Below are 23,656 nucleotides of genomic sequence, written 5' to 3'. Positions count from 1 at the left end.
TACACATATAACATAACATCACTACATCTTCCATTTTAATGGACGAGATTGGAGCGATCATATGCAACTAAATCGAAAAGGAATTTCTGAACAAGTAGCCGACAGTATTAAAAAGAAAATTCAAGAGGGCGAATATAAAGTCGGCGAAAAAATATTAGGGGAACGTGAGATGAGCCTTGAGCTATCCGTCAGCCGAAATACAGTACGAGAAGCCTATAAAATTTTAGAAGCATACGGTTATCTCACTGCCAAGCACGGAACCGGTGTGTTTGTCGCCTCACCAGAACACCAAATCCAAAAAATGACCGAAGCGTTTTTCGTATCATCTGATCAAGTAAAAGACTTTTTCTCTGTTCGTAAAATATTAGAAGAGTGGACTGTCAAATGGGCCATTGAAAATTCAAACGACGACCAGTTCCACGAATTAGAGCAAATTTTGACAGAAGCGAATGATATTATTGCGAGCAACATCGATTATGACCACCTGGCAGAATTGGACCATAAATTTCATATGACACTCGCCAACAACTCGAAAAATGTTGTGCTTATCCGGATCATGAATTACTTAATTGATTTGCTGTCGGAGTCCAGACGAAAATCAATCCAAATTCCAGGGCGGGCCCTACAATCCGTTCAAGAGCATACGAAAATATTAGAAGCCATTAAACAAAAAGACATTCATCTCGCACAGCAATATATGAAAGAACATATCGACAGCGTCGAGCAATCCATTACGGAAAATGCAATATAATCACGGATAAAGGGGGCATGAGCGAAATACTCATGCCCCCTTCTTTTTCAACGATGTCTATGGTAACACCGCAGAGCTGGCTTCTTGTATCGAGAGTGGAGCTGGAAATTCTACCCCGTACGCACTCCCGACGGCGACTAATTCTTCGATAACGCTCGGTGAAAGCTGCACCCCGTCCTGCAAACGGCTTTCCCGCTCGCGCTTCCTTCTTTCCCCTGGATAGCGTATTTCGCTCGTCCCTGGCGTGGTCGGAACGTCCTTCATTTCCGCTAGTAAATGTTTCATAGATTCAAAGAATGTGTGCATATTCATGAATTTCTCAATATCAAGCAAAATAAAGAAATGACCGACATTAGCCGGTTCTGTTTCCCCGTCATCGTAAATATTTTTTACGTGAGGACCGAATGCCGCGCCAGACAACACTCCTGTCAGCACTTCGACAGCGAGCGCGAGCGCAGATCCTTTCGCTCCGCCAAGCGGCAGCACAGAGCCTTGTAAAGCCGCTTTTGGATCAGTCGTCGGCTGTCCATTTTTATCAATCGCCCAGCCTTCTGGAATAGGATTGCCTTGCGTAGCGGCAAGAATGATTTTTCCTCTTGCGACGATGCTTGTTGATAAGTCGATAATGACGGGCTGATCATCTCCTGTCGGAAAGCCAAACGCAATCGGATTTGTCCCGAAAAAGGCATGCTTCCCTCCCCACGGGGCAATGCCTGGAGGCGAATTAGTGAAACCGATACATGCAAGATTTTGTTCACAGGCGAGCTGGCAGAAATATGAAGCGGTCCCAAAATGATTGCTGTTTTTTATCGCAATAGCCGCCACCCCACTCCCTTTCGCCATCTCAATTCCTTTTTGGATCGACCTGTAGCTGACAACGTGACCAAGACCATTGTCTCCATCTGCGACAAGCACAGATGAACTCTTCTCAATCAGTTGAATATCAGGATTCAGTTTGATGCGCTGATCGATAAACCGCTTGGCGTAAATTGGCAACCGGCTAATTCCGTGACTGTCGACCCCTTCGAGATTTGCCTTAACGAGTGAATCTGCGACAATAGCCGAATCTTGTGCGTTCATTCCAATTTCCTTCAATACCGTTTCACAAAACTGCTGCAAACCCGCTCCCGTGTAAGTATTCATCCTTTCATACACCCCTCGTTATTTAGTCCCCGTGGCATGTGCATCTTTCAATCCCAAAAAATAATGACTCAAAAGGATGCTAAACATACCTTTTGAGTCATCCTGCTGAAAACACCCGCCGCCATGCTGGATGCTTTCCTTTCAAACTTCTTTTACGCGCTTCGATATAGTTTTGTCATGACGAATTCACGATGCCCTAACGCTTCAGCGCTCGTCAAGCGGCCATTAACGGTGCGGCAAATGATGTCCATTAATTTATCACCTGCTTCTTCCAGTGAAATTTGACGCGACAGCAAACCTTGCACATCCACATCGATATGCTCGCTCATCGTGCCAGCTGTAATCGGGTTGGCCGTAATCTTCACAACCGGTTCAATCGGATTGCCGATAATGTTTCCTTGACCTGTCGGGAATAAGTGAAGAACTGCTCCACCTGCTGCCATCAAAGTGATACATTCTGCTGCCGCAGACGATGTATCCATGAAGTAAAGACCATTGCCATTCATCGGTTTTTCCGCCGGATCAAGCACCCCAATTACTTCTTTCGTTCCCGTTTTCGCAATATTTCCGAGCGCCTTTTCTTCAATGGTCGACAAACCGCCGGCAATGTTTCCTTGCGTCGGCTGCGATCCTAAAAGATCAACACCCTTCGATTCAATTTCACCCACATAGTCATTGTAGATGGCCATAAATTTTTCTTTCAGCTCCGGTGTTGCCATTCGCTCGCGAATTAAGTGTTCACCGCCTGTCAATTCAGACGTTTCGCCGAAAAAGACGGTTGCGCCGGCATTCACTAAACGATCAACTGCTTGAGAAACAGTCGGGCAAGAACCGAGCCCTGTCGTCGTATCAGACTCGCCGCATTTAATGCTGATTGTCAAGTCTTTCAATTCAATTGGCTCGCGTTGCAATTCAGATGCCCACTGCACATATTCCTTCGCTTTCCATGAAGCTTGGCGAATTGTTTCTAAATCGCCGTTTCCTTCGATGGAGAAGTAAGAGACTGGTTTACCTGTTTCGGCAATGCCCTCGGCAATTTTCTTTGACCAGTTTTCTTCAATCCCGATAACGATAACAGCGGCTACGTTAGGATTGGAGCCTGTACCAATCATCGTTCTGAAGTGAAGATCTAAATCAGGACCGTATTGAAGACGGCCATATGCATGTGGAAGGGCCAATGTGCCTTGTACTTGTCTTGCTACTGCTTCACAAGCCGCGTTAGAAATATCATCAACTGGTAAAATAATGACATGATTACGAATGCCGACTTTCCCGTTTTCTCTACGATATCCAAAAAGTTGTTGTTCCATTTTTACCACCTCGCCGTTTTAATGTTATGAGTGTGAACATAATCGCCAACTTGCCATTCTGTCGTCGTCAAACCGATTTGGATGCCATATTTCAACACAGGCTCACCTTCGTTGAGAGACACTAACGAAATTTTGTGGCCAAGCGGAATGTCCCCGTTCGAAACTACTTCCACTTCTGAATTATCATCCATATAAATACCTACAACTTTTTCGCCTTCCTTAATAGGACTTGTCGCTACCCCAACATGATCGCCCTTATGATGAATTAAAAACTTATGAGTGCTTGTTGTGTTTAAATCTTCGGAGCTCTTTTCGGTAATCGTGCTTGTTTGACTGTTATTAACCATTTTAAAGCCTCCTTTATTGGTTGAGTGACCCAACCACCTCTTATATACTTATTAAATCACCGTTTCCTCTTTATGTCAATGGTGTTGTTTAAATTTTCTGATATTTTTTCTTTATACAGCGCAAAGGGACATTTCACCTTTTAGTACTTTTCCGACCTCTTTGGCCACAAGCAGCGATGTCCGTATTTGAGATTCTTCCGTCAACCCGGCAATATGAGGTGTTATGACAGCGTTTTCACAAAATAACAGAGGATTTGACTCTATAATTGGCTCGACTTCCAGCACATCTAAAAAGGCCTGGGCAATCGTTCCACTATTCAAGGCTACTGAAAGAGCAGGTTCATCAATGATGCCTCCGCGCGATGTATTAATAATCGATGCCGTCTTCTTCATTGACGCTAATTCACGACTGGAAACTAAATGCTTCGTCGCAGGTGTGAGCGGGACATGAAGGGACACAAAATCAGCCTTTGCCAACACTTCATCTAAAGATTCCTTCACTTCTACACCCGTTTCCGCTAAAATGTGGTCGTATTCGGTAATGAACGGATCGTAGCCGATGACTTTCATTCCGAACGCATTCGCTCTTTTCGCCACCCGATGAGAAATTTCTCCAAGGCCAATTAGCCCAATTGTTTTTTGATACAATTCTGATCCCGTGTACGTCTTTCGGTCCCAATTTCCTTTCCGAATGTCCGCATCAGCTAAATGGAGCGGGCGGCTTGTGCTCAGCATTGCCGTCATTACATATTCCGCAACCGATGTTGCATTCGCATGGCGGGCATAGACAACTTTCACACCCCTTTGCTTTGCAGCTGCAAGATCGATGTTATCCAATCCGACCCCTAGGCGGCCAACTACTTGTAAACGCGGACCTGCATCTAAAAGCGCTTCATCCACTTGCGTTTGATTCCTAACAATAAGCGCATCGTAATGTTTCACCTTTTCCATTAATGCATCCCGGTTTTTCCACAAACTGTCATCATAATCGACTTCCCACCCTTGCCTCATAAGCTCCTCAATGCCCTCTTGCCAAATGATCTCAGTAATCAATACCTTCATAACGACACTCCTTCCCCTTGTTTAAATACGCGGTTCCCCCTCCTGCTGTTCATAAGCTGTCACTCCACCAACTGGTTAGGTGACCCAACCAATTTCTACTTCTATTAAACCACTCGCATTCTCTTTAGTCAATATTTTTGGAATATTCAACCTTTTAATTCTACAAAAATAGGAAAAAGACCTTTAAGGCGTGAAGGGATGTATGGAGGAAATTTTTAATGACGAAACTTGAACACAAAAAAGCTGGATCGATCGTCCAGCTTTAGACTCATTTAACTACGTTTAGACGAACTAGAAAATCTATTGTTTGAAGTGATGAAGCATATGAGTTTTTATCCCACTACGTTCAGTTGAACTTCCCCCACTTTACCACCGATATGCTAATTAAAGTGAGAGATTCCTAAGTAATAAGATTCTATTGAATCCTAATTGATTAGGCTATCCCTGTCGTTCCAACAGTTAGAAGTCTTATAGCCTCATTTTTAAGATTGTGCCCTGCGTTAATATCCCTGTCATGGTGTGCACCGCAGGAAGGACAATCCCACTCACGAAGGTTTAGGTTCTTAACGTCTTTATTTCGATAGCCACAGCATGAACACAGTTGAGAACTTGCAAAGGTTTTAGATACAACCACTACATCTTTTCCATACCATTTTGCCTTGTACTCAAGCATTGTTCTAAACTTTGACCACGACACTTCACTTATGGCTTTGGCTAATTTATGATTTTTCATCATATTTGACACTTGCAAATCCTCAACCCCTATAACATCGTGGTTTTTGATGATGTGAGTAGAGATTTTTTGCAAATAATCTGTTCTTGCATTGGTGATACGTTCGTAGATCTTGGCAACCTTCATACGCTGTTTATTCCAATTTGAAGATCCTTTTGCACGTCTAGAAAGGATACGTTTTGCTTTTGCTAATTTTTCTTCTAATTGGACAAACCATTTCGGATTACGAAATACTTCTCCTGTACTCAACACAGCGAAATCTTTTAATCCAACATCCACCCCAACAGAAGAACCTGTTTTCGGTAATGGCTGCACTTCGGTTTCTGTAAGAATCGACACAAAATATTTTCCACTTGGATTTCGTCTAATCGTCGCATTCAAAATGCGCCCTTCTATTTCACGACTTTTTGCAAAACGAACAAGACCGAGTTTTGGCAATTTAACTTTATTGCCTACGATGGCAATATTCCCCTTCGTTTGCTTAGTTATATAGGACTGCACTCGATTTTTTTCGACTTAAATTTTGGTGCTTTGTTTTGCTTTTTAAAGAATCGAGTATACGAATCAGCCAAGTTTTTAAGTGATGATTGAATAGCAATGCTGTCAACTTCTTTTAACCAGACTAACTCTTTCTTTAATTGTGTTAATTGAAAAGAACAACTGTTATAAGTTAATCCTTTGCCCGTTTCTGTGTAAGTATTCCTCCACTTTGCAAGAAAGTAATTGAATACAAAACGTGAACAACCAATTGTTTTAGCAATGAATACTTCTTGTTGTTTGTTTGGATAGATTCGAAACTTATATGCTTTTTTGACTAACAATGATTTTCACCTCACTTCACGCCTTAATATATATCGTTTTTTCAATCTCTCTTTAGAAAACATTTCACTTCAGTTTCTACAACTTTATACGAACATATATTCTTCCACACTATTAAAATAACATAAAATTTACCATAAACAAACCCCCTTTACCATATTTAGTAAAGGGGGACGTTCATATTATTACACCTGCAACGATTGCTCTAACACCAATTTTTCACGGTATAGCTTGGCTGCCTGCACCATGACGCGGAGGGCGGCGATGGTTTCGTCGACTCCTCTCGTTTTTAGTCCGCAGTCGGGGTTTACCCAGAATAGGCGGTAATCGAGCGCTTGTAAGGCACGGTCAATGTTGTCAGTAAGTTCGTCTAATGTTGGGACGCGCGGGCTATGAATGTCATATACGCCGAGGCCGATTCCTTTTTCGTATTGGTAGTTTTCAAAGGAAGAAATAAGCTCGCCGTGGCTTCTTGATGTTTCGATTGAAATCACATCGGCATCAAGAGCGTCGATCGCTTCAATAATATCTTCAAAGCTCGAATAGCACATATGTGTATGAATTTGCGTTTCTTCTTTCACTGATGATGTGGACAGCTTAAAGGCTTGAACAGCTGCTTTCAAGTAAGCTTCGACTTTTTCTTCTTTTAATGGCAAGCCTTCTCGCAATGCTGGCTCATCTACTTGAATCATCGTAATGCCGCTCGTTTCCAATGCTTCGACTTCTTGACGAATCGCAAGCGCCAGTTGGTTCAATACGTCGACACGATCAATGTCACTGCGAACGAACGACCAATTTAAAATGGTCACAGGTCCTGTCAGCATCCCTTTCACAGGCTTCGTCGTCAATCCTTGAGCGTAAATCGTTTCTTTGACCGTCATCGCTTCTTCAAGGAATACGTCTCCAAAAATGACAGGCGGTCTGACACAACGAGAGCCGTATGATTGTACCCAGCCGAACGTCGTAATGGCGATACCGCCAAGCTTCTCTCCGAAAAATTCAACCATGTCCGTCCGTTCAAATTCGCCGTGGACCAGTACATCTAATCCGATTTCTTCTTGAATATCGATCCATTTTTTAATTTCAGCTTGAATGTACTGCTCGTATTGCTCTGTCGTTTGTTCACCTTTCCGCCATTTTAAGCGCTGCTGACGCACTTCTTTCGTCTGCGGGAAGCTCCCGATTGTCGTCGTTGACAGCAGCGGCAGACGCCAGTGGGCTTTTCGCTTTGAAGCTTCTACGCGAGATGTCGAGTAGCTCGCCAAATTAGCGAGAGCCTCTTTCACTGCCGGCACATTGCGAAGCGAAGAATCATTCAATAGATGAACAGCTTCATCATGTTTGGCCAACTGTTCGCGTGCAGCCGTCCCATTAGAAAATTTCGTGAGCAACACAATTTCATCGAGCTTTTCATCCGCAAACGATAACGCTTGTTTAACCGCTGGCTCAAGGTTCTCTTCATTTTTCACCGTCACGGGTACATGAAGCAGACTGCAAGATGGCTGAACGATAAGTCGCTCGCTGCCGACGATGTTTGTCAACGTGTGAATGAGTTCGGCTTTTTCTTCAAGACCGGCTTTCCACACATTTCTACCATCAATAATACCCGCTGCGAGTACTTTATCTTCTGGAAAACCAACTGTTTGAAGCTTTTGTAAGTTGCGGCCAGCATCATGAACAAAGTCAAGGCCGATAGCGGCAACAGGCAACTGAACAACCGCTTCATATTGGTCGACACTTTCATAGTACGTTTGCAAAATCACTTTAATCGTTGGAACTGCTTGTTGGATCGCTATGTACACTTCTTGAAACTCCTGTAAAAGCTCGTTGCTTACGTTTTTCACTAAAATCGGTTCATCGATTTGAACCCACTCTGCTCCCGCTTCCGCTAACTGCTTCAATACTTCAATGTAAAGCGGGACAAGCGCTTGCACCCACTGTGAACGTTTCGAGTCGTTGCTTCCTTTTGACAGTTCCAAAAACGTAATCGGCCCAAGAATGACCGGCTTTCCGTTAATGCCTAACTTTTCTTTTGCTTCTTTATATAAAGCTAAAGGACGGTTTTCGACTAACTCAGGTGTTACATCTTCCAATTCAGGTACGATGTAGTGATAGTTCGTATTGAACCATTTCGTCATCTCGGATGCGACTTTTCCTTTGCTGCCGCGTGCGACTTCAAAATAGCGTTGAAGCGGCTTTTCATCTGTTTGGAATCGTTTTGGAAGAAGGCCGAACATAGCCGCCGTATCCAACACGTGATCATAATAGCTGAAGTCGCCGACTGGAATTAAGTCAATTCCTTTTTCCTGTTGCTTTTTCAAATGTGACAAGCGGATTTTCTCCATCTGGCTATTGAATTGTTCTTCCGTAATTTCTCCTGCCCAAAACGTTTCCAATGTTTTTTTCCATTCACGATTTTCACCAATTCGCGGATATCCTAGATTTGAACTTTTAATATGCATGCTGATGCCTCCTAATTTGTATTGTGTCGTCTCCATGAAAAAAGCCTCCCTTTTCTTAAAAGAGAGACTGATGATAGACATAGTTAACTAGAGTCGAAACAACTAAAAGGCTGCGACATATGGCCATCACTCCTCCCTATTTCGCGTAGGTAATAAGCGCATACAACAGGCAGGTCTCCTGACTTAAGTTCACCGCTCTCCATCCCTTCCCGCTTCATGACAATATCCATAACGCAGTGGTTCATAATGGATTGCTCCCTCTTACAGTGGCGCGACCGTGCCGGATTTACACCGGACTTCCCTTTTCAGTTAAAAGCAGGGGTTTCCCGTTTTAACACCTATTGCTTGAACGTTATTTTATTTTTAGAATATTCCCAATAGAATATCGATTGAGATTAAGAGTATACTATCTTTCCTATTTTTGCAAGTTTTTTCGTGAATAATTTTCAGATGTTTTTTTGTAAGCCCTCTCATTCTTTTTCTAAAACCAATCTCATCCCAATCACTTTCATCATCGTTAGCGCTGCCAAAAAATAGACCAAACTATCAGTCGGTTTGTCCCTTTCAAACATGCTGCTTTTTTCATATACATAATGAACTTTGAGAATCTGTTCAACAAGAATGTTAACAGAGGCTACTTTTACAAGGAGGCTGTATTCTTTATGGCAAATGTTCTGCTTCTCACAACAGGTCTGATGAAAGTCCCTGGAAAGATAACGGGTGACTCAGTCGGAGGTCCCCCTGATGTCATTCACATTCTAATGAAAAATCCGACTGATACTGATATTTCTATACAATTATTTGCCGAAGTGTGTGACAGTACAGGAGTTGAGACTATGTTTCCAGATACTGTACAACCCATCCCTCAAAACAGCACTTTAACAAAAACATTTTCGCTTTCTTCAGTCGCTAAGCCTGGGGATACGCTTCGCTTTTTTGCGAAAGGAAATCTTGATGAACAGATGGAAAGACTTGAATTATCATTTGTCGGTCAACGGTCGTGTGATGAGATGAATGAACCGACCTTGCTTTTCCGTAATGCCGACCTGATCGAAATTGAAATTCAGCAAGATCTCCTCACTGCTTCCAAAGTCAATCCTTGGTCCAATTAAAAAACGAAGCCCATCACTTTTTGAAAAAGCAATGGGCTTCGTTTCATCTTATTCCATATAAAAATTAAAGAACGTTCAGTGTCACTTCCATATTGCCTCTTGTTGCTTTGGAATATGGGCATACTTGATGGGCAGCTTCTGCAAGCTCTTGTGCTTCTTCTTTGCTGACACCTTCTACTTTTACATCTAATACAGCTGCTAAACCGAAACCGCCGTCTGTATCTTTTCCGATTGAAACGTGTGCTGTTACGCTTGTTCCTTCTACTTTTACACGTTTTTGGCGAATCACAAGGTTTAAGGCACTATCAAAGCATGCTGAATATCCAGCTGCAAATAGCTGCTCAGGGTTTGTTGCTGCTTCTCCGCTTCCGCCTAGTGCTTTTGGCATTTTGACATCTAAATTGATAATGCCGTCTTCTGATTGTACTTTCCCGTTACGTCCACCTGTTGCGGTTACTGTCGCTGTGTATAATGTTTCCATTGTTCATTCTCCCTTTCGTAATTGAGTTGTAATTGCATTGAGTTGCGTAAGTAATTGTAGATAATCCTCTTTCGTAATGCCAAACGACGGCGCAATCGCTTTTGGGATGCATGCGGCCTGTTCCTTTAACGACTTTCCTTTATCTGTTAAAGAAATGGCTACTTTCCGCTCATCCTCTTTTAAACGAACTCGCTGAACGAAGCCGGTTTGCTCCATTCGTTTCAGCATCGGTGTGAGCGTCCCTGAATCTAAGTACAGCTTCTCGCCAAGCTCAGATACGGTCCGCTCATCCTTTTCCCAAAGAACGAGCATCACTAAGTATTGGGGAAAAGTTAATTCCAACTCTTCCAAATGATCGCGGTACAATTTCGTAATTTCTTTTGAGCAAGCATAGACCGCAAAACATAGCTGATTCTCCAGCTTTAAATATTGTTCTTCATCCATTAAGGTGGCCATCCTTTTTCTTTTTAAGTTGTGCACAATTTAATTTTAAACAATTAATAGAAAAAGTCAACTTTTATCCCTTATTAACGGATAGTAAGAACCTATCGATGAAAGTTTCCCTTATCTCTCGCCCTCTCTTACGATGTACCCATCTGGAAGTAACTATTCAAACAAGAATTTTTTTCCTATTTTGTGAAAACTTTTTGAACAAAATGTTGCAACTTTGTGAACATTATGATATATTTAACTCATAAGAAAAAAGGGGATGATCAAATGAAACGCTTAAACGGTCAAACAAACCATATGACGGAAATGTGCAGATCCATCGCAACGGTTCAGCTCATCATCGGCGGAGTATTATTTCTATTAAGTTTTCTTGTAAGCGATTACAACCGCGATTTCTTCCTCACTATGTTAAGCCTAGGCGTCATGGGATCAGCCATGGTCATGTTCGGATTCGGACTATTCATGGGACTCCTCGAAGAACACAGCGTTGTTGCCGAAAAAAACACTTACTACTGACTAATATAAATAAAAGGCCGCGGATTATACTCCGCGGTCTTTTTGGTTGTGTTTTTTCAAAATTAGATCGATTTCATTAACCTACTAAAACATCTGAAAAACACCAAAAAGAAACGCCCGAACATTCACATTCAAGCGTTTCTTTTTCAACTTGGATTGAATTATTTCTGTATGGGTTTACTGGCTATGATACGCGTTAACTCTCTTATGCTTTGCAGTTCTTCTACGTGATGAACCGCATGGAAAAGTTCATGAGCCGTCTGTTCCCCAATCAATGGAGCGGTGAGCCAAAAGAACTTTTCTTTCTTTTCTTCTGCTGTTAATGGATAATCGTAATCTCCCCTTGCCTGCATGACAGGTGATTGGTAGTGTTGACCATCTGTTGTAACAATTTGAACGATGCTGAGCGCTTTTTTCGGGAAAGCTTCATTGAGCGCTGGATCAATGACCACTTCCATTTTATCCATCATCTTTAAGACAGCTGGGTCATCCAAGCGCTGTAAGACTTGTTCTGGCCCTACTTCACCATACACGAGATAAGCGGCTGGCGGAAAAAATAAGTTGTACTGTGCCTCTTCTGTCGTGTTTGGATAGTCTTGTAATAAAGCGGCGGATTCTGTGAATGTATGAATGATGATTTTTTCAATTTGATCACTGACAAGCGAATGTGACGCTTTTATCGCTTTTACTCCTTCAATTGCCGGCTGTGCCCAACGGCAACAAGCATGCGGCTTATAATAAAGCTCCTTGACACGATAATGATGACCGAGCTCTTCTGTTAATGTAGATGCTTCATCCATCGTAAATAATGATGGGATACCCGTGTAACCAGCTTTAGCTAAGTAAGTAGCACTGACACCTGTCATACACCCCCAGTTAATGCCATCTTTAAGCATTGAAGGATGTTCAATGCAGCGCATCATCGGAGAGTAAGTTCCAAAATACTCAGCATTTCCAAGTGCGTGTTCTGTCTCAGAATGTGACAAGCTTAAAATGCGTGAAACACCTGCGGCTGCTCCAATAGCTCCCCATGACCCTGTACAATGGTATTCAGGGCGCAGTTCATGTGCTAACATGCCGGCGCGAATTCCTGTTTCATAGCCGACAAGCAACGCATCGAGAAACACTTTTCCGCTTGTATCCTCTTCTTCCGCAGCCGCAAGCACAGCGGGAACTATGACTGCGCTCGGATGTCCTTTCGTTAAGCGATGGCCGTCATCTAAATCGAGTTCGTTCGCCATCGTCGCATTAACAAAGGCCGCCCCTGAAACCGATAACGTTTCAGGAAACAGAAAGAGTGAACTTCTTCCTGTCCCCCACTGGGATACCGCAAAGGTTCGTGCAATGTCCGCCGCCTCTGTATTTTTTCCGGCAATCGTACAAGCAATTACATCAGCAAGCGCTTCTTTTACTGCTGTTAATGTACCTTCGTCTACATGGTCGATGGATTCAGACTGAATGTAAGACGTTAATGCGGTATTTTCTTTCATCTTACTTCAACAACCCTTCTGCCGTCAGCCATTCTCTTGCCACTTCATTGACATCTTCATGCTCCACGTCCACGCGGTAATTTAACTCTTTCATCGTTTCTCCATCTAAGCGGTCCGCCATTTCGTTGAGCAGCTCGCCCACTTCGGGATGTGCTTGCAATGTTTCCTCACGCACAACCGGTACGCCGTTATAAGCAGGGAAAAATTGCTGGTCATCTTCTAAAGCAATTAAGTTAAATCCTTTAATTCGTCCATCTGTCGCGAACCCAACCGTCACGTCCACTTGGCTTTCCTTTAACGAATTATATAAAAGACCTGTATCCATCTTTACAATATTTTTAGAGGGAAACGAAAACCCGTATTTTTTCTCAAGTGCTTTCATTCCATCTTCACGGGCGTAAAATTCAGAGTTAGTTCCAAACTTTATCTTGCTAGAATCCTTGTTTATTAGCTCCGCAAGATCGGTAATAGATTTAATCCCTAATTCTTTCGCATAGTCGTCACGCATTAAAATCGCATAAGTGTTGTTAAATTCTGCTTTATTTAACCATGTGAGTCCATTTTCTTTATCCATTTCTTTTACTTTTTCATAGGCTATTGCTGGATCTGTTTCAACAGGCTCCTTCAAGTACACCATTAAAGCCGTACCTGTGTACTCCCAATAAACGTCAAGCTGACCATTTTCAAGCGCTGAACGAGCAACCGTACTTCCCATGCTGCTTGCTTCGTCAACCTCATAACCTTTTTCTTTTAAATAAATAGACGTCATTTTCGTTAAAATATGCTGTTCCGTAAAATCTTTCCCACCGACAGTAATCTTGCCTTTTCCTTCTGCTCCCCCCGTTGATTCTGAACCACATGCCGCAAGAAGCGTCATTGCCAGTACGGTTAACATAGCTATCATCCATTTTTTCATCATTTCTCCCCCTTATCACTTTTCTATGAAACAAACTAGAACGTCTCCGCTTTTCGTTGTAAACCTTTTGGGATTACAATTTTCTCAACACCGCCTAATAGAAAATCAATGGTTACCGCAAGCATAATAACTGGTAAGGCGCCTGCAAGCATGATGCCCGTATCATAAAGAGAAATTCCCGTAAAAATCAGATCACCTAAACCGCCGCCGCCAATTAAAAACGCAAGGGCTGCCGTTCCGACATTAATAACCGTCGCTGTACGAATTCCAGCTAAAATGGCGTATGAAGCATTCGGAAGTTCAAGCTTCCAAAGGATGAACCGTGGTGTCATCCCCATCCCTTTCCCGGCATCAATAATGGCTGGATGAACAGAATGAATACCAGCAATTGTGTTGCGTAAAATGGGGAGAAGTGAGCTGAACCATAATGCAAACACCGCTGTTTGCCACCCCAATCCTAAATAACTCATCACAAGAGCTAAAATCGCAATACTTGGGACGGTTTGCCCGACATTGGCAAAGTTGACGACAAGAAACTCAAGTTTTTGAAACTGTGGTCTCGTAATGAAAATACCGAGCGGAACGGCACAAGCGATGGCTGCCAGTGATGAAATCGCTACCATTTTCAAATGCTGACCCGCGAGATAGATGAGATCTCCAGGATTTTCGACAATAAATTGAAAGGCACCAGATGTAAAGGCGTACGCTACTAACGCGATAATGACAACAAACAGTCCTGCACGAATGATGATTTCCACTTTATTTTTTCTTTCCATTTCATCACCACCTTCATTGAACAATCGTTTTTAATTTAGACGGGTGTATGCCTGCTAATAGTTCAAAGTCCGCAATTGTCATAATGCCATGCGGCTGCTCCTTTTGGTCGATAATGATTGCTTCACCCGTTGGAGAAGATAATAACGCGGATAATGCAGTGCGCAAATCGGTATCAATCTTTATAGGTATAGGGTTCCCTTCTGTAGAAGCCATTGGTTTACGGTTCATTTTTTTCATTTTGTTCAGCAAATCTTTGACGGTCAGTAACGTCAAGCGCTTAATCTCACGGTCACTTCCAATAAAATTTTCCACAAATTCATTCGTCGGATTAGACAAAATGTCATCAGGTGTTCCGTACTGCATAAGTTGTCCTCCGTGAAAAATGGCAATTTTATCACCTAACCGAATCGCTTCATCAATATCATGGCTGACAAACAAAATCGTTTTTTGAACATCCTTTTGAATCCGCAAAAATTCATTTTGCAAATGGTCGCGAATGATAGGGTCCAACGCTCCAAAGGGTTCATCCATCAGCATAACGGGCGGGTCTGCCGCCATGGCTCGAGCCACTCCAATTCGCTGTTGCTGCCCGCCTGATAGTTCCCATGGATAGCGTTTTCGATATTCTTCTGGGTTCAACCCCATCATGTCCATCAATTCGGCATATCTTTTTTTCATTTTGTCTTCATCCCAACCGAGCATTTTCGGGACAACTTTAATGTTTTCTTCAATCGTCATATTTGGAAACAGTCCATTTTGCTGAATAACATAGCCAATGGATCGCCTTAGCTCAATTGGATTTAAGGAATATATATCTTTTCCACCAATTTCAATTGTCCCTTCTGTAATGGGAACAAGCCGGTTCACCATACGAAGGAGTGTCGTTTTCCCACAGCCGGATGGTCCTAAAAAGACACAAATTTCGCCTTTTTCCACTGTCATGTTAATATTATCAACCGCTTTTACTTGTTTGTCAGCACTTTCATACACTTTTGATACATGGTTAAACGTAATCATTCAAACACCATCTCCTTTCTTATTTTGAATGGGCTGTTTTTGGGGAAACACGTTTTTGCACCACTCCGAGTGCATAATCAGCCACAATGGCTAAAAGTGAAACCGAAACCGCTCCTGCTTGAACCATGGCAGTATAGCTTGTTGAAATACCGCGGGCGATATAAACGCCGAGCCCACCTGCACCGATATAAGCGGCAATGGCTCCAATCCCAATTGTTAATACCACTGCCATGCGAATTCCCGCCATAATGACTGGGAGAGCGATCGGAATTTCCACTTTTCGCAGCCGTTGCCATGTTGTCATCCCCATTCCAATTGCCGCATCACGCATATTCGGGTCTACATTTTTGACGGCAATAAATGTGTTCCGGATAATTGGCAATTGGGAATACAAGACGAGCGCAATAAAAGCGGGCAAAAAACCAATCCCTTGATTGATAACCGATAAAATCGGTATCATAATGCCAAACAGCGCAATACTTGGAATTGTCATCATAATACCGGCAACCGTCAGTACGAGATTGGACAATGTTTCATGCTGAGTAATATAAATACCAAACGGCACGCCGATGAGAATCGCTGTACTGACTGCCAACCCGACTAGTTGAATATGCTCCCCTGTCATCATTAATATCTCGTTCCAGTTTGAAGAAATAAACTCGAAAAATTCCATTCTTGATAGCCCCCTTTCTTTTCTTCACCATGTTTTATACGGTTCACTTATTTATCTTGCAAGTATCGTGCCAATATGAAGGTGAACCATATTTCTACTTTTCTCTACACATACATTTGAAAATTCAGAAATTTCGTTAAATATTTTTCTATTGTCGTTAAAAAATTTTAACAACCAGTCAAACTATCCCTTCATTGAATTCCGCATGCTTCCGCCAGTACTTCGACGATATGGACAGCTTCCACTTCCTCTCCTAAGCCGCTCCGTTCGACACCAAGCCGCATTTGCAGTAAACAGCCTGGGTTTGTCGTTACAATCGTTTTCGCTTTTGTTTGCTTCGCATCGTTCATCTTTTCATCTAAAATGGCCATTGATTCATCAAAATGAAGAAGGTTGTAAATACCGCCTGATGCACAGCAGCGATCGCTTCCGTGCATTTCCACGTATGTCGCCCCAGGAATGGACTGAAGCAATGTTCGCGGCTCGTTGACAACCCCTTGTACATTCCGTAAATGACAAGAGTCTTGATACGTAATCAACCCGCTCCATTGTTTTGAAAATGGCAGCGGTCCAAATTGTACGAAAAGTTCTGTCACATCGCGCGTTTTTTTTACGAATGCTTCTGCTCGTTCTTTCCATTCTGGCATTTCTTCAAACAGATGGTTATATTCACGAAGCATCGCCCCGCAGCCACCCGCATTATTCACATAGTAATCAGCACCAGATGCTTCAAATGCGGCAATGTTTGCTTTCGCCAGTTCCCTTGCTTCATTTGTTAAACCTTGATGGGCATGAAGGGCCCCGCAGCAGTTTTGCTGTTTCGGAATGACAACTTCACAGTCTGCCGCTTGCAACAATTCAATGGTCAAGCGGTTAATTTTAGACATCATCGCGTCCATAATGCATCCAGGAAAAAAGGCGACAACGGCTTTTTTCTCCCCTTTAGAAGGAAAAGTTTGACCGTACCGATATCGTTTAAGCGGTGTTTCCAATGTTGGCAAAACGGCTTCAAATTGTGCCATTGGCTTTGCGACTTTACTGAGCACCTTTGTTTTTCGGACAAGCTTATTTAAGCCTGTTTTTTGATACAACCATGTTGCATTGCCTAATAAGCGTAAACGGTTTTGATATGGAAATAGATGGTTTAATGTCACACCACGTACCATTGTCGGCAGCGGCGTACTGCTTTTCTTCTCTTCCTCATGCTGACGTTCCGTAATCACTTCTTTTGCCGCTTCATAAATACGGCCGTATGGTACATTAACTGGGCATGCCACTTCACATGCCCGGCAACCAAGACATAAATCAATGGATTCAGCGAGGTCACGCTGAATATCGATTTTCCCTTCTGCCGCCATTTTCACCAAGTTGATTCTGCCGCGCGGCGACTGTGATTCCCGCCCCATCGATTCATATGTCGGACAAGCTGGTAAACAATAGCCGCACTGTACGCATTGATTGGCGGCATCATAAGAAAACGTTCGAAGCTTTTCCGCATATCGGTCCGTCAGCAAGCGCTCTTTTTCCAATGTTGTTCCACTCATGTTAGCACCACCTTTGTCTGTCCAGGCTGCGGAAAGATCTTCCCTGGGTTTAAAATATTGTTCGGGTCCCATGCCTCTTTAATTTTTCTCATCATGAACAACCCTTCTTTTCCAAGCTCCATCTCCATATATGGTGCTTTCAGCGTGCCGATTCCATGCTCCCCTGACAATGTGCCGCCAAGCTCGACGGCCGCTTCAAAAATATCGCTGACTGCCTCTTCGACCCGCTTCATCTCCTCCATGTTTCGTTTATCGGTAATAATATTCGGATGCAAATTCCCGTCACCCGCATGACCGAATACAACTAAATTCAAGTCGTATTTCTCGCGAATGCGATGAAGTTTTTCCATCATCACCGGAATTTGGCTTCTTGGAACGGTCGCATCTTCTGAAATTTTCGTCGGCCCCATTTGGGTGATCGCCGGAGACACCATTTTACGCGCTTTCCAAATGTCATCACGCTCAGCATCCGTTTTCGCCACTGTCACCTTTGTCGCTCCCTGTATCCGGCAAATATCCTCACATTTTTGAATTTCTTCTTCAATGGCGGCAGGATGACCGTCGACTTCAATAATGACAATGGCCTCAGCATCGATTGGAAGACCACTCGGCTTATAATTTTCGACAGCGCGAATGCACGCATTGTCCATCAGTTCCATGGCGCTCGGCAAAATTCCGGATGACAAAATGTTTGTAATAGCATGACCAGAGTCAACAAGACGTTGAAAAGATGCTAGCAGTGTCTTTCTCGCAAGCGGCTTCGGGATAAGTCGTAAAATCGCTTCTGTAACAATGCCAAGCGTTCCTTCAGATCCAACGATAAGCCTTGTTAAATCATAGCCTGTCACATTTTTGACCGTCCGTCCTCCTGTGCGAATAATCTCACCTGTCGGGGTCACGACTTCTAAGCCGATGACATACTCTTTTGTTGTGCCATATTTTAATCCTTTCGGCCCGCTTGAGTTTTCAAGCAAGTTTCCGCCAATTGTTGAAACGTGGGAGCTGCTTGGATCTGGCGGATAAAATAGCCCCACTTCTTCTGCTTGCTTATGAATATCCCCTGTAATGACACTTGGAGAGACAATGGCAAGCAAGTTTTCTCGATCGATCACAAGCTTCTTTTCGAATTGTGACAAATCCAGCAACATGCCGCCTTCAACTGCCAAGGAGCCTCCGCTCAAGGAGGTAGCTGCTCCCCGTGGATAAACGGGCACTTTGTATTCGTTTGCCAGTTTAACAAGCCCGGCAATTTCTTCGGCATTTTTCGGCTGAATGACGATATCGGGCAAATACTCCCCAAATGAGGCATCATAGCTATACGAATATCGTTCTGCCAAATCGGTTAAAACGCGCTGTGTCGGAATAAGTGTTTGAATGTCCATCAAGAGTTGCTGTTTCATCATGTTTCACCTCCGCTTTTAAATGCCAAGAAGCGCCCTTGGATTGTGAAGAATCATCGTTTCTACTTCCCGTTCCGTTATCCCCACCTCTAGCATCTCGCTAACGAATCGGCTTAACGCTTCAATCGGCGGAATGTTGTGTTCTTGCCCGTAATCGGTCACAAGTACACATGACTCAGCCCCAATCTCCCGAATCGTTTCTGCCATTTTGGCTACTGATAAATCTTGAAAATCTTCGCTGCAAGCTAAATAGCACTTCTCAAGAATGGCACCTTTTTTCGCAAACTCCTTTTGCATATCAAGAGGCACGGGGGCAATGCCTAAATCGACATGCTGAATCACTATTTTTTCAATGCGATGCTCTTTTGCCGCATCGATTAGCACTGCCACTTCCTCTGCTGACAAATGTCCTGTCGCTAGCGCTATATCGGCTTCGCCAATAAGCGCTAAAATTTCATGAACTTCTCGTTTAATTTGCTTTTCCTCATTCCAAATCGTCAACCCTTGCTCTTCATTTTGAATCGGGCGTTCACTATTAAAAAAACGGGTTTTCTTTTTACCAAAGTGGCAGCAATGCTGATTAGCTGAAATGGTTGGCATCCAAATGATTTTCGCTCCTTGCCGAATCGCGGCATCGACTGCTTTCGGTGATAATCCTCCCGTAAATTCGTTTAATACAAGACCGCCATATACATGAAGACCAGGTTCCTTAAGTCGAATTAGTGAAGCACGGTCAACCGTCGATGCTTCATGTGCTTTTAATACAACACCCGCCATCTTCGCTTTTTTCACATCTTCCACTAGCTCCCAATCATTTTGCTTTCTTGGAAAAATACTCGGATAACTATGGCAATGTAATTCAATGGATCCTTCTAATAATGAATGGTACGTCATTTCATTCTCTCCCTTTCATGCTTTCTTTTTCTTAAACTAAGATGCAAGAACTATGCCAAGTAGGAATGCCCCTATTTTTCCTGTTCACACCGGCAACTAACGAGAAGCTGTCAAAAATTTTTTCCAGCTTGAAAAGATTTTTAACGTCATCCATTTTGTACAGACCATCAAAAAAGACCTGTCACAAGAACCTTCTTTTTACAGGATTCTCGTGACAGGCCCTTTTAAAAAGAGGAATCCATTGAGATACTGCTGCTCTCTTTTCCGTCCTCTTCTTTTGGCTGTTCAAGATATTTATTCAATTTATAAAACAGTCTTTGTCGTGAAACACCGAGCTCTCGGGCAGCGGCAGCGATTTGGCCATGATGCTCCTCGATCGCCGTTAAAATCAACTGCCTTTCAATTTCTTCTAATTTTTCAGGAAGCGTTTTTCCGTTTTCTTCTGAAAGCACCTCGAAAGCCGTATTCACTTCGCGGACATTCTGGATTTCACGCGGGAAGTCGCGAATGGATAACTCTTCACCTTTACAAAGCACAACCGCACGCTCAATCGCATTTTGAAGCTCTCTGACATTCCCTGGCCATTCATAGCTGACTAGAATGTTCATTAACTGAGCGGAGACGTTGTACTGTTTGTTCATTTTTTGACGATGCTTTTCTAAAAATTCTTCAATGAGAAGCGGAATATCATCTTTCCGCTCCTTTAAAGATGGAATATGTATATCGACAATGTTGAGACGGTAATAAAGGTCTTCACGAAACGTACCCTCTTTGACCATTTGCTTTAAATTTCGATTCGTCGCGGAAACGATTCGGACATCTACTTGCTTTATTTGGCTGCTACCGAGGCGCATAAATGCTTTTTCTTGAACGACTTGAAGAAGCTTTGCCTGAAGCGGCATCGATACTTCACCAATTTCATCTAAAAAAATCGTCCCTGTATGTGCTGCTTCAAATTTCCCCGCTCTGCTAGCTGTCGCTCCTGTGAATGCTCCTTTTTCATAGCCGAACAACTCGCTTTCTAGCAATTGCTCTGGAATGGCGGCACAGTTAACCGCAATAAACGGGGCCTTCTTTCTGTCGCTTATATTATGGATCATCTTCGCAATCATGCTTTTTCCCGTTCCGCTTTCCCCGTGTAGTAAAACCGTCGCATCTGTTGCCGCTACCCGCTCAATGAGTTCATATATTTCCTGCATCTCAGGACTTGTGCTAATAAAGCCGTTCGATGATTCGAGCTGCTTTATTTGTTCTTTTAAATGAAGATTTTCTTCTTTCATACCAAGCCAATTGTAAGCCTTTTCAATAACCAATTCAATTTCATCGAGCTTCGCTGGTTTCACGATATAATCAAACGCACCTGCCTTCATCGCCGACACTGCGCTTTCCACATCACCGTAAGCGGTCATAATAATAAACACTTTTTGAGGATAAAGCGAAATAAATTCTTCTAATAGCTTTAAACCGTTGACATCTGGTAAGTTTAAGTCAAGGAACACAATCTCTGCATTTTGTTCCATTATTTTCTTTCGAGCTTCTTGTCCATTCGCTGCAATGGTTACGTCATAATTCTTTTTTCGAAAAGATAGTGATAAAGCACGTAAAAGTCTAATTTCATCGTCAACAAACAAGAGACTCTTTCTCATCGTTTTCCCCCTTTGGCAATTGAATATGAATGATTGTTCCTTCACCTCCCTTGCTTTCAGCCCATATTTTCCCGCCATGGTTTGTCATAATTTCATGGGCAATAGATAGTCCAAGTCCTGTTCCTTCCGACTTTGTCGAGTAAAAAGGATTAAAAATCCATTTCAGCTTCGATGGCGCGATGCCTTCTCCCGTATCCGCAACAGCCAAATTCCAACATCCAGCTCCCTCTGTCAATTCAATATGAACGTCTCCGCCATTTTCCATCGCTTGTAAGCTATTTAATAACACATTTAATAAGACTTGCGTCAATTGATGCTTATCCCCAAGCACAAACGCTTCTTCCACCTCGTAACGACTCGTCACCTTGACGTTGTACTCATTACATTGTCTGCGTAATAAATGCAGCAGTTCATTTGTCAACGGAATTAAATCTGTCAACACCTTCGCTTCATGCACATCATTTTTAGCAAACTTCAAGAAATCTGTTAGCAACTTGTTCATGCGCTCTGAAGATATTAAAATATCATCTGTCAGTTCCTCCACAATCTCTTTTTCTTCCATTTCATCATTAATCTGCAGCCGGATTGTTTCAGCCGCGACTTGAATGATGCTTAGTGGATTTTTAATTTCGTGCGCAATACCTGCCGTCAGCTGCCCGAGGGAAGCAAGCCGCTCACTTTGCTTCACATACTCTTCAAGCTTTTTAATCTCACTCACATCACGAATCACAAGAAGGGAACCTAGATGCTCGTTTTGCTCCCCTTTAAAAAGTGAAGCGTAAATACGTACATCGTGCATATTCTTATCTTTATCGACAATATAGCTCTCCGCTTCTTCAAACGCTTTTCCTTCCTTCAGCGTTCTTAACACGATAAACTCTTGAATGTCATGTTTAATGGGAAGTTCAAAAATCAGCTTTCCGACGACCTCTTCACGCGTATAACCCATTAATGTTTCTGCCCCTTTGTTAAACGTCATAATCCGACCGTCTTGATCGGTTGTAATGACACCGTAAGGGATGGATTCTAAAATATAAAATAAATTCCGTTCTTTTTCACGAAGATCTGTCGCCATATCTGACAAGACAAACGAAAGGTCTTCTATCTCATCATTTGTTTGAATGCTGTCGAACACTTTACGCCTTCCCTCCTTATACTCCTTCACTTGCTGAATGAGCATCATGACAGGTCGAATTACTCTCCACGAGCTAAAAATGGCAAGACCTAGTGCGATAACCGCTACGATAATAACGCCTTGAAACAGCAAGAGCGTCACTGACCTTGCAGGACTCAATGCTTGATAGAGGGTTTCCCCTACGATTAGTCCCATGCTTCCAAGCAACAGGGGCCGGTAAGAAACGACCATGTTTTCATCAAAAATGACCCCGTCCCATAGACCGAACCGTTCTTTTTTTAAATGAAAGCCGACTTCATGCTGTTCGATGGATGTGCCGATGTACTGTTTATCCGTATGGGCAATGATGGTCCCATTCCGGTCTAAAACAGCATTCATCCCTTCACCGCCAATAACGAATTTATCTAATTGGTTCGATAAAATACTTAAATTCAAATAAGCAATGATGGTCCCTGCGTACCTTTCCTGTTCATCAAATGCTGGGTAAGCGATTGCGACCGTCTTTCGCCCGTCCGGAAGGGAAATCAGATTGGAAATATAGCTTGTTTGACTCCATGACAACCGATGCAAAATTGGCTCTATTTGTACAGAGTGTGAAAAAGAAATGTCAGGAATGCGTAGCACTTGCTTATCTTCTTGATACACTTCAATGAATAAATAAAGCGCATTTTGTGAAATGATTCTTTCAATTTCCATCTCATAAGAGCTTTTCACACTGCCACCAAGCTCGCTCACAACAGGCGACACTTGTCTCATATCAGCAATGGCATGCTGCAAAATTACTTCAATTTGTGCTCCGAGCGTTTTGGCAATGAGGCCATCGCGATATTCCATTTGCTGGCGCACTGACTTATTCATAACATTTACCGCTACGAAATAAAGAGAGGTCAGCACAAATAAAATCACGACAAGCACCGTAATAACGTAACGTTTCGTCAGCCTTGAATGAAAAACTTTCATCCATACCCCCTCAAATCT

General features: G+C 42.8%; 20 protein-coding genes, 1 pseudogene and 1 riboswitch. Of the genes and pseudogenes, 3 read left to right on the top strand and 18 right to left on the bottom strand.

Translation table 11 applies throughout. The features are described 5' to 3' along the window. The first annotated feature begins 61 nt into the window (after nucleotides 1-61). Nucleotides 62-751: a FadR/GntR family transcriptional regulator gene (locus ACXAEO_RS09470; protein WP_474880213.1), complete on the top strand. Its 690-nt coding sequence runs from the start codon at nucleotides 62-64 to the stop codon at nucleotides 749-751. A gap of 57 nt (nucleotides 752-808) precedes the next feature. Here the strand turns inward: ACXAEO_RS09470 and ACXAEO_RS09465 are convergent, their stop codons facing one another. From ACXAEO_RS09465 to metE, 6 genes and pseudogenes are all read right to left on the bottom strand, one after another. Further along, the gene (locus tag ACXAEO_RS09465; RefSeq protein ID WP_474880212.1) at nucleotides 809-1,894 is read right to left on the bottom strand and encodes an Ldh family oxidoreductase; all 1,086 of its coding nucleotides are present in this window, start codon (nucleotides 1,892-1,894) and stop codon (nucleotides 809-811) included. Between the two features lie 152 nt (nucleotides 1,895-2,046). Continuing rightward, entirely contained in the window at nucleotides 2,047-3,204 is a 1,158-nt protein-coding gene (locus tag ACXAEO_RS09460) for a UxaA family hydrolase (protein ID WP_474880211.1), read from the bottom strand. A gap of 2 nt (nucleotides 3,205-3,206) precedes the next feature. Then, nucleotides 3,207-3,551 (bottom strand): UxaA family hydrolase, encoded by a 345-nt coding sequence (locus tag ACXAEO_RS09455; protein ID WP_474880210.1) that lies wholly within the window; start codon nucleotides 3,549-3,551, stop codon nucleotides 3,207-3,209. 111 nt (nucleotides 3,552-3,662) lie between these two features. Continuing rightward, nucleotides 3,663-4,613 (bottom strand): hydroxyacid dehydrogenase, encoded by a 951-nt coding sequence (locus ACXAEO_RS09450; RefSeq protein ID WP_474880209.1) that lies wholly within the window; start codon nucleotides 4,611-4,613, stop codon nucleotides 3,663-3,665. Nucleotides 4,614-5,046: 433 nt separating this feature from the next. Continuing rightward, a pseudogene (gene tnpB, locus ACXAEO_RS09445) lies at nucleotides 5,047-6,167 on the bottom strand (IS200/IS605 family element RNA-guided endonuclease TnpB). A gap of 183 nt (nucleotides 6,168-6,350) precedes the next feature. Next, entirely contained in the window at nucleotides 6,351-8,663 is a 2,313-nt protein-coding gene (gene metE / locus ACXAEO_RS09440; RefSeq protein WP_474880208.1) for a 5-methyltetrahydropteroyltriglutamate--homocysteine S-methyltransferase, read from the bottom strand. Nucleotides 8,664-8,778: 115 nt separating this feature from the next. Continuing rightward, a riboswitch (cobalamin riboswitch) is annotated at nucleotides 8,779-8,984 on the bottom strand. A 305-nt stretch (nucleotides 8,985-9,289) separates the two neighbouring features. On the opposite strand from metE, the gene ACXAEO_RS09435 reads away from it, so the two are divergent. Then, nucleotides 9,290-9,739: a hypothetical protein gene (locus tag ACXAEO_RS09435; protein WP_474880207.1), complete on the top strand. Its 450-nt coding sequence runs from the start codon at nucleotides 9,290-9,292 to the stop codon at nucleotides 9,737-9,739. A 64-nt stretch (nucleotides 9,740-9,803) separates the two neighbouring features. Here ACXAEO_RS09435 and ACXAEO_RS09430 read toward each other — a convergent pair whose 3' ends face one another. Both ACXAEO_RS09430 and ACXAEO_RS09425 read right to left on the bottom strand, forming a co-directional pair. Next, nucleotides 9,804-10,220: an organic hydroperoxide resistance protein gene (locus ACXAEO_RS09430; RefSeq protein ID WP_474880206.1), complete on the bottom strand. Its 417-nt coding sequence runs from the start codon at nucleotides 10,218-10,220 to the stop codon at nucleotides 9,804-9,806. A gap of 3 nt (nucleotides 10,221-10,223) precedes the next feature. After that, nucleotides 10,224-10,664, bottom strand: a complete 441-nt coding sequence (locus ACXAEO_RS09425; RefSeq protein ID WP_474880205.1) for a MarR family winged helix-turn-helix transcriptional regulator — start codon at nucleotides 10,662-10,664, stop codon at nucleotides 10,224-10,226. A gap of 273 nt (nucleotides 10,665-10,937) precedes the next feature. Between ACXAEO_RS09425 and ACXAEO_RS09420 the strand changes: the two genes are divergently transcribed. Then, nucleotides 10,938-11,186, top strand: coding sequence for an MFS transporter (locus tag ACXAEO_RS09420; protein WP_474880204.1), 249 nt, complete (start codon nucleotides 10,938-10,940; stop codon nucleotides 11,184-11,186). A gap of 161 nt (nucleotides 11,187-11,347) precedes the next feature. Here ACXAEO_RS09420 and ACXAEO_RS09415 read toward each other — a convergent pair whose 3' ends face one another. The 10 genes from ACXAEO_RS09415 to ACXAEO_RS09370 form a co-directional block, all read right to left on the bottom strand. Then, nucleotides 11,348-12,676, bottom strand: coding sequence for an MmgE/PrpD family protein (locus tag ACXAEO_RS09415; protein WP_474880203.1), 1,329 nt, complete (start codon nucleotides 12,674-12,676; stop codon nucleotides 11,348-11,350). A 1-nt stretch (nucleotide 12,677) separates the two neighbouring features. Beyond that, nucleotides 12,678-13,595: a glycine betaine ABC transporter substrate-binding protein gene (locus ACXAEO_RS09410; RefSeq protein ID WP_474880202.1), complete on the bottom strand. Its 918-nt coding sequence runs from the start codon at nucleotides 13,593-13,595 to the stop codon at nucleotides 12,678-12,680. Nucleotides 13,596-13,627: 32 nt separating this feature from the next. After that, a complete protein-coding gene (locus ACXAEO_RS09405) occupies nucleotides 13,628-14,368 on the bottom strand; it encodes an ABC transporter permease (protein ID WP_474880201.1) in 741 nt (246 codons plus the stop codon). Nucleotides 14,369-14,381: 13 nt separating this feature from the next. Next, nucleotides 14,382-15,386 carry an ABC transporter ATP-binding protein gene (locus ACXAEO_RS09400; RefSeq protein ID WP_474880200.1) on the bottom strand — a complete coding sequence of 335 codons (1,005 nt, stop codon included), beginning with the start codon at nucleotides 15,384-15,386 and terminating at the stop codon, nucleotides 14,382-14,384. Between the two features lie 19 nt (nucleotides 15,387-15,405). After that, nucleotides 15,406-16,059: an ABC transporter permease gene (locus ACXAEO_RS09395; RefSeq protein WP_474880199.1), complete on the bottom strand. Its 654-nt coding sequence runs from the start codon at nucleotides 16,057-16,059 to the stop codon at nucleotides 15,406-15,408. Nucleotides 16,060-16,250: 191 nt separating this feature from the next. Continuing rightward, complete coding sequence (locus ACXAEO_RS09390) at nucleotides 16,251-17,603, bottom strand: (Fe-S)-binding protein (protein ID WP_474880198.1); 1,353 nt, start codon at nucleotides 17,601-17,603, stop codon at nucleotides 16,251-16,253. Next, nucleotides 17,600-19,003, bottom strand: coding sequence for an FAD-binding oxidoreductase (locus ACXAEO_RS09385; RefSeq protein ID WP_474884065.1), 1,404 nt, complete (start codon nucleotides 19,001-19,003; stop codon nucleotides 17,600-17,602). The genes ACXAEO_RS09390 and ACXAEO_RS09385 overlap by 4 nt, the downstream gene beginning before the upstream one ends. Nucleotides 19,004-19,021: 18 nt before the next feature. Beyond that, entirely contained in the window at nucleotides 19,022-19,897 is an 876-nt protein-coding gene (locus ACXAEO_RS09380; RefSeq protein ID WP_474880197.1) for a DUF6282 family protein, read from the bottom strand. A gap of 224 nt (nucleotides 19,898-20,121) precedes the next feature. Next, on the bottom strand, nucleotides 20,122-21,543 hold the full coding sequence (locus ACXAEO_RS09375; protein ID WP_474880196.1) for a sigma-54-dependent transcriptional regulator: 1,422 nt from the start codon (nucleotides 21,541-21,543) through the stop codon (nucleotides 20,122-20,124). Next, nucleotides 21,518-23,638 carry an ATP-binding protein gene (locus ACXAEO_RS09370; RefSeq protein ID WP_474880195.1) on the bottom strand — a complete coding sequence of 707 codons (2,121 nt, stop codon included), beginning with the start codon at nucleotides 23,636-23,638 and terminating at the stop codon, nucleotides 21,518-21,520. The genes ACXAEO_RS09375 and ACXAEO_RS09370 overlap by 26 nt, the downstream gene beginning before the upstream one ends. Between the last annotated feature and the right edge of the window lie 18 nt (nucleotides 23,639-23,656).

The organism is Bacillus sp. ABA4_010, assembly GCF_056159105.1.
The sequence above is the reverse complement of the archived record's forward strand: the minus strand, read 5'-3'. Positions and strand labels throughout refer to the sequence as shown.

What these genes read in the sequence shown, in the direction of transcription:
- ACXAEO_RS09470 (WP_474880213.1), top strand. Translation starts at nt 62, where the DNA reads ATGCAACTAAATCGAAAAGGAATTTCTGAACAAGTAGCCGACAGTATT.
- ACXAEO_RS09465 (WP_474880212.1), bottom strand. Translation starts at nt 1,894, where the DNA reads ATGAATACTTACACGGGAGCGGGTTTGCAGCAGTTTTGTGAAACGGTA.
- ACXAEO_RS09460 (WP_474880211.1), bottom strand. Translation starts at nt 3,204, where the DNA reads ATGGAACAACAACTTTTTGGATATCGTAGAGAAAACGGGAAAGTCGGC.
- ACXAEO_RS09455 (WP_474880210.1), bottom strand. Translation starts at nt 3,551, where the DNA reads ATGGTTAATAACAGTCAAACAAGCACGATTACCGAAAAGAGCTCCGAA.
- ACXAEO_RS09450 (WP_474880209.1), bottom strand. Translation starts at nt 4,613, where the DNA reads ATGAAGGTATTGATTACTGAGATCATTTGGCAAGAGGGCATTGAGGAG.
- metE (WP_474880208.1), bottom strand. Translation starts at nt 8,663, where the DNA reads ATGGAGACGACACAATACAAATTAGGAGGCATCAGCATGCATATTAAA.
- ACXAEO_RS09435 (WP_474880207.1), top strand. Translation starts at nt 9,290, where the DNA reads ATGGCAAATGTTCTGCTTCTCACAACAGGTCTGATGAAAGTCCCTGGA.
- ACXAEO_RS09430 (WP_474880206.1), bottom strand. Translation starts at nt 10,220, where the DNA reads ATGGAAACATTATACACAGCGACAGTAACCGCAACAGGTGGACGTAAC.
- ACXAEO_RS09425 (WP_474880205.1), bottom strand. Translation starts at nt 10,664, where the DNA reads ATGGATGAAGAACAATATTTAAAGCTGGAGAATCAGCTATGTTTTGCG.
- ACXAEO_RS09420 (WP_474880204.1), top strand. Translation starts at nt 10,938, where the DNA reads ATGAAACGCTTAAACGGTCAAACAAACCATATGACGGAAATGTGCAGA.
- ACXAEO_RS09415 (WP_474880203.1), bottom strand. Translation starts at nt 12,676, where the DNA reads ATGAAAGAAAATACCGCATTAACGTCTTACATTCAGTCTGAATCCATC.
- ACXAEO_RS09410 (WP_474880202.1), bottom strand. Translation starts at nt 13,595, where the DNA reads ATGATGAAAAAATGGATGATAGCTATGTTAACCGTACTGGCAATGACG.
- ACXAEO_RS09405 (WP_474880201.1), bottom strand. Translation starts at nt 14,368, where the DNA reads ATGGAAAGAAAAAATAAAGTGGAAATCATCATTCGTGCAGGACTGTTT.
- ACXAEO_RS09400 (WP_474880200.1), bottom strand. Translation starts at nt 15,386, where the DNA reads ATGATTACGTTTAACCATGTATCAAAAGTGTATGAAAGTGCTGACAAA.
- ACXAEO_RS09395 (WP_474880199.1), bottom strand. Translation starts at nt 16,059, where the DNA reads ATGGAATTTTTCGAGTTTATTTCTTCAAACTGGAACGAGATATTAATG.
- ACXAEO_RS09390 (WP_474880198.1), bottom strand. Translation starts at nt 17,603, where the DNA reads ATGAGTGGAACAACATTGGAAAAAGAGCGCTTGCTGACGGACCGATAT.
- ACXAEO_RS09385 (WP_474884065.1), bottom strand. Translation starts at nt 19,003, where the DNA reads ATGAAACAGCAACTCTTGATGGACATTCAAACACTTATTCCGACACAG.
- ACXAEO_RS09380 (WP_474880197.1), bottom strand. Translation starts at nt 19,897, where the DNA reads ATGACGTACCATTCATTATTAGAAGGATCCATTGAATTACATTGCCAT.
- ACXAEO_RS09375 (WP_474880196.1), bottom strand. Translation starts at nt 21,543, where the DNA reads ATGAGAAAGAGTCTCTTGTTTGTTGACGATGAAATTAGACTTTTACGT.
- ACXAEO_RS09370 (WP_474880195.1), bottom strand. Translation starts at nt 23,638, where the DNA reads ATGAAAGTTTTTCATTCAAGGCTGACGAAACGTTACGTTATTACGGTG.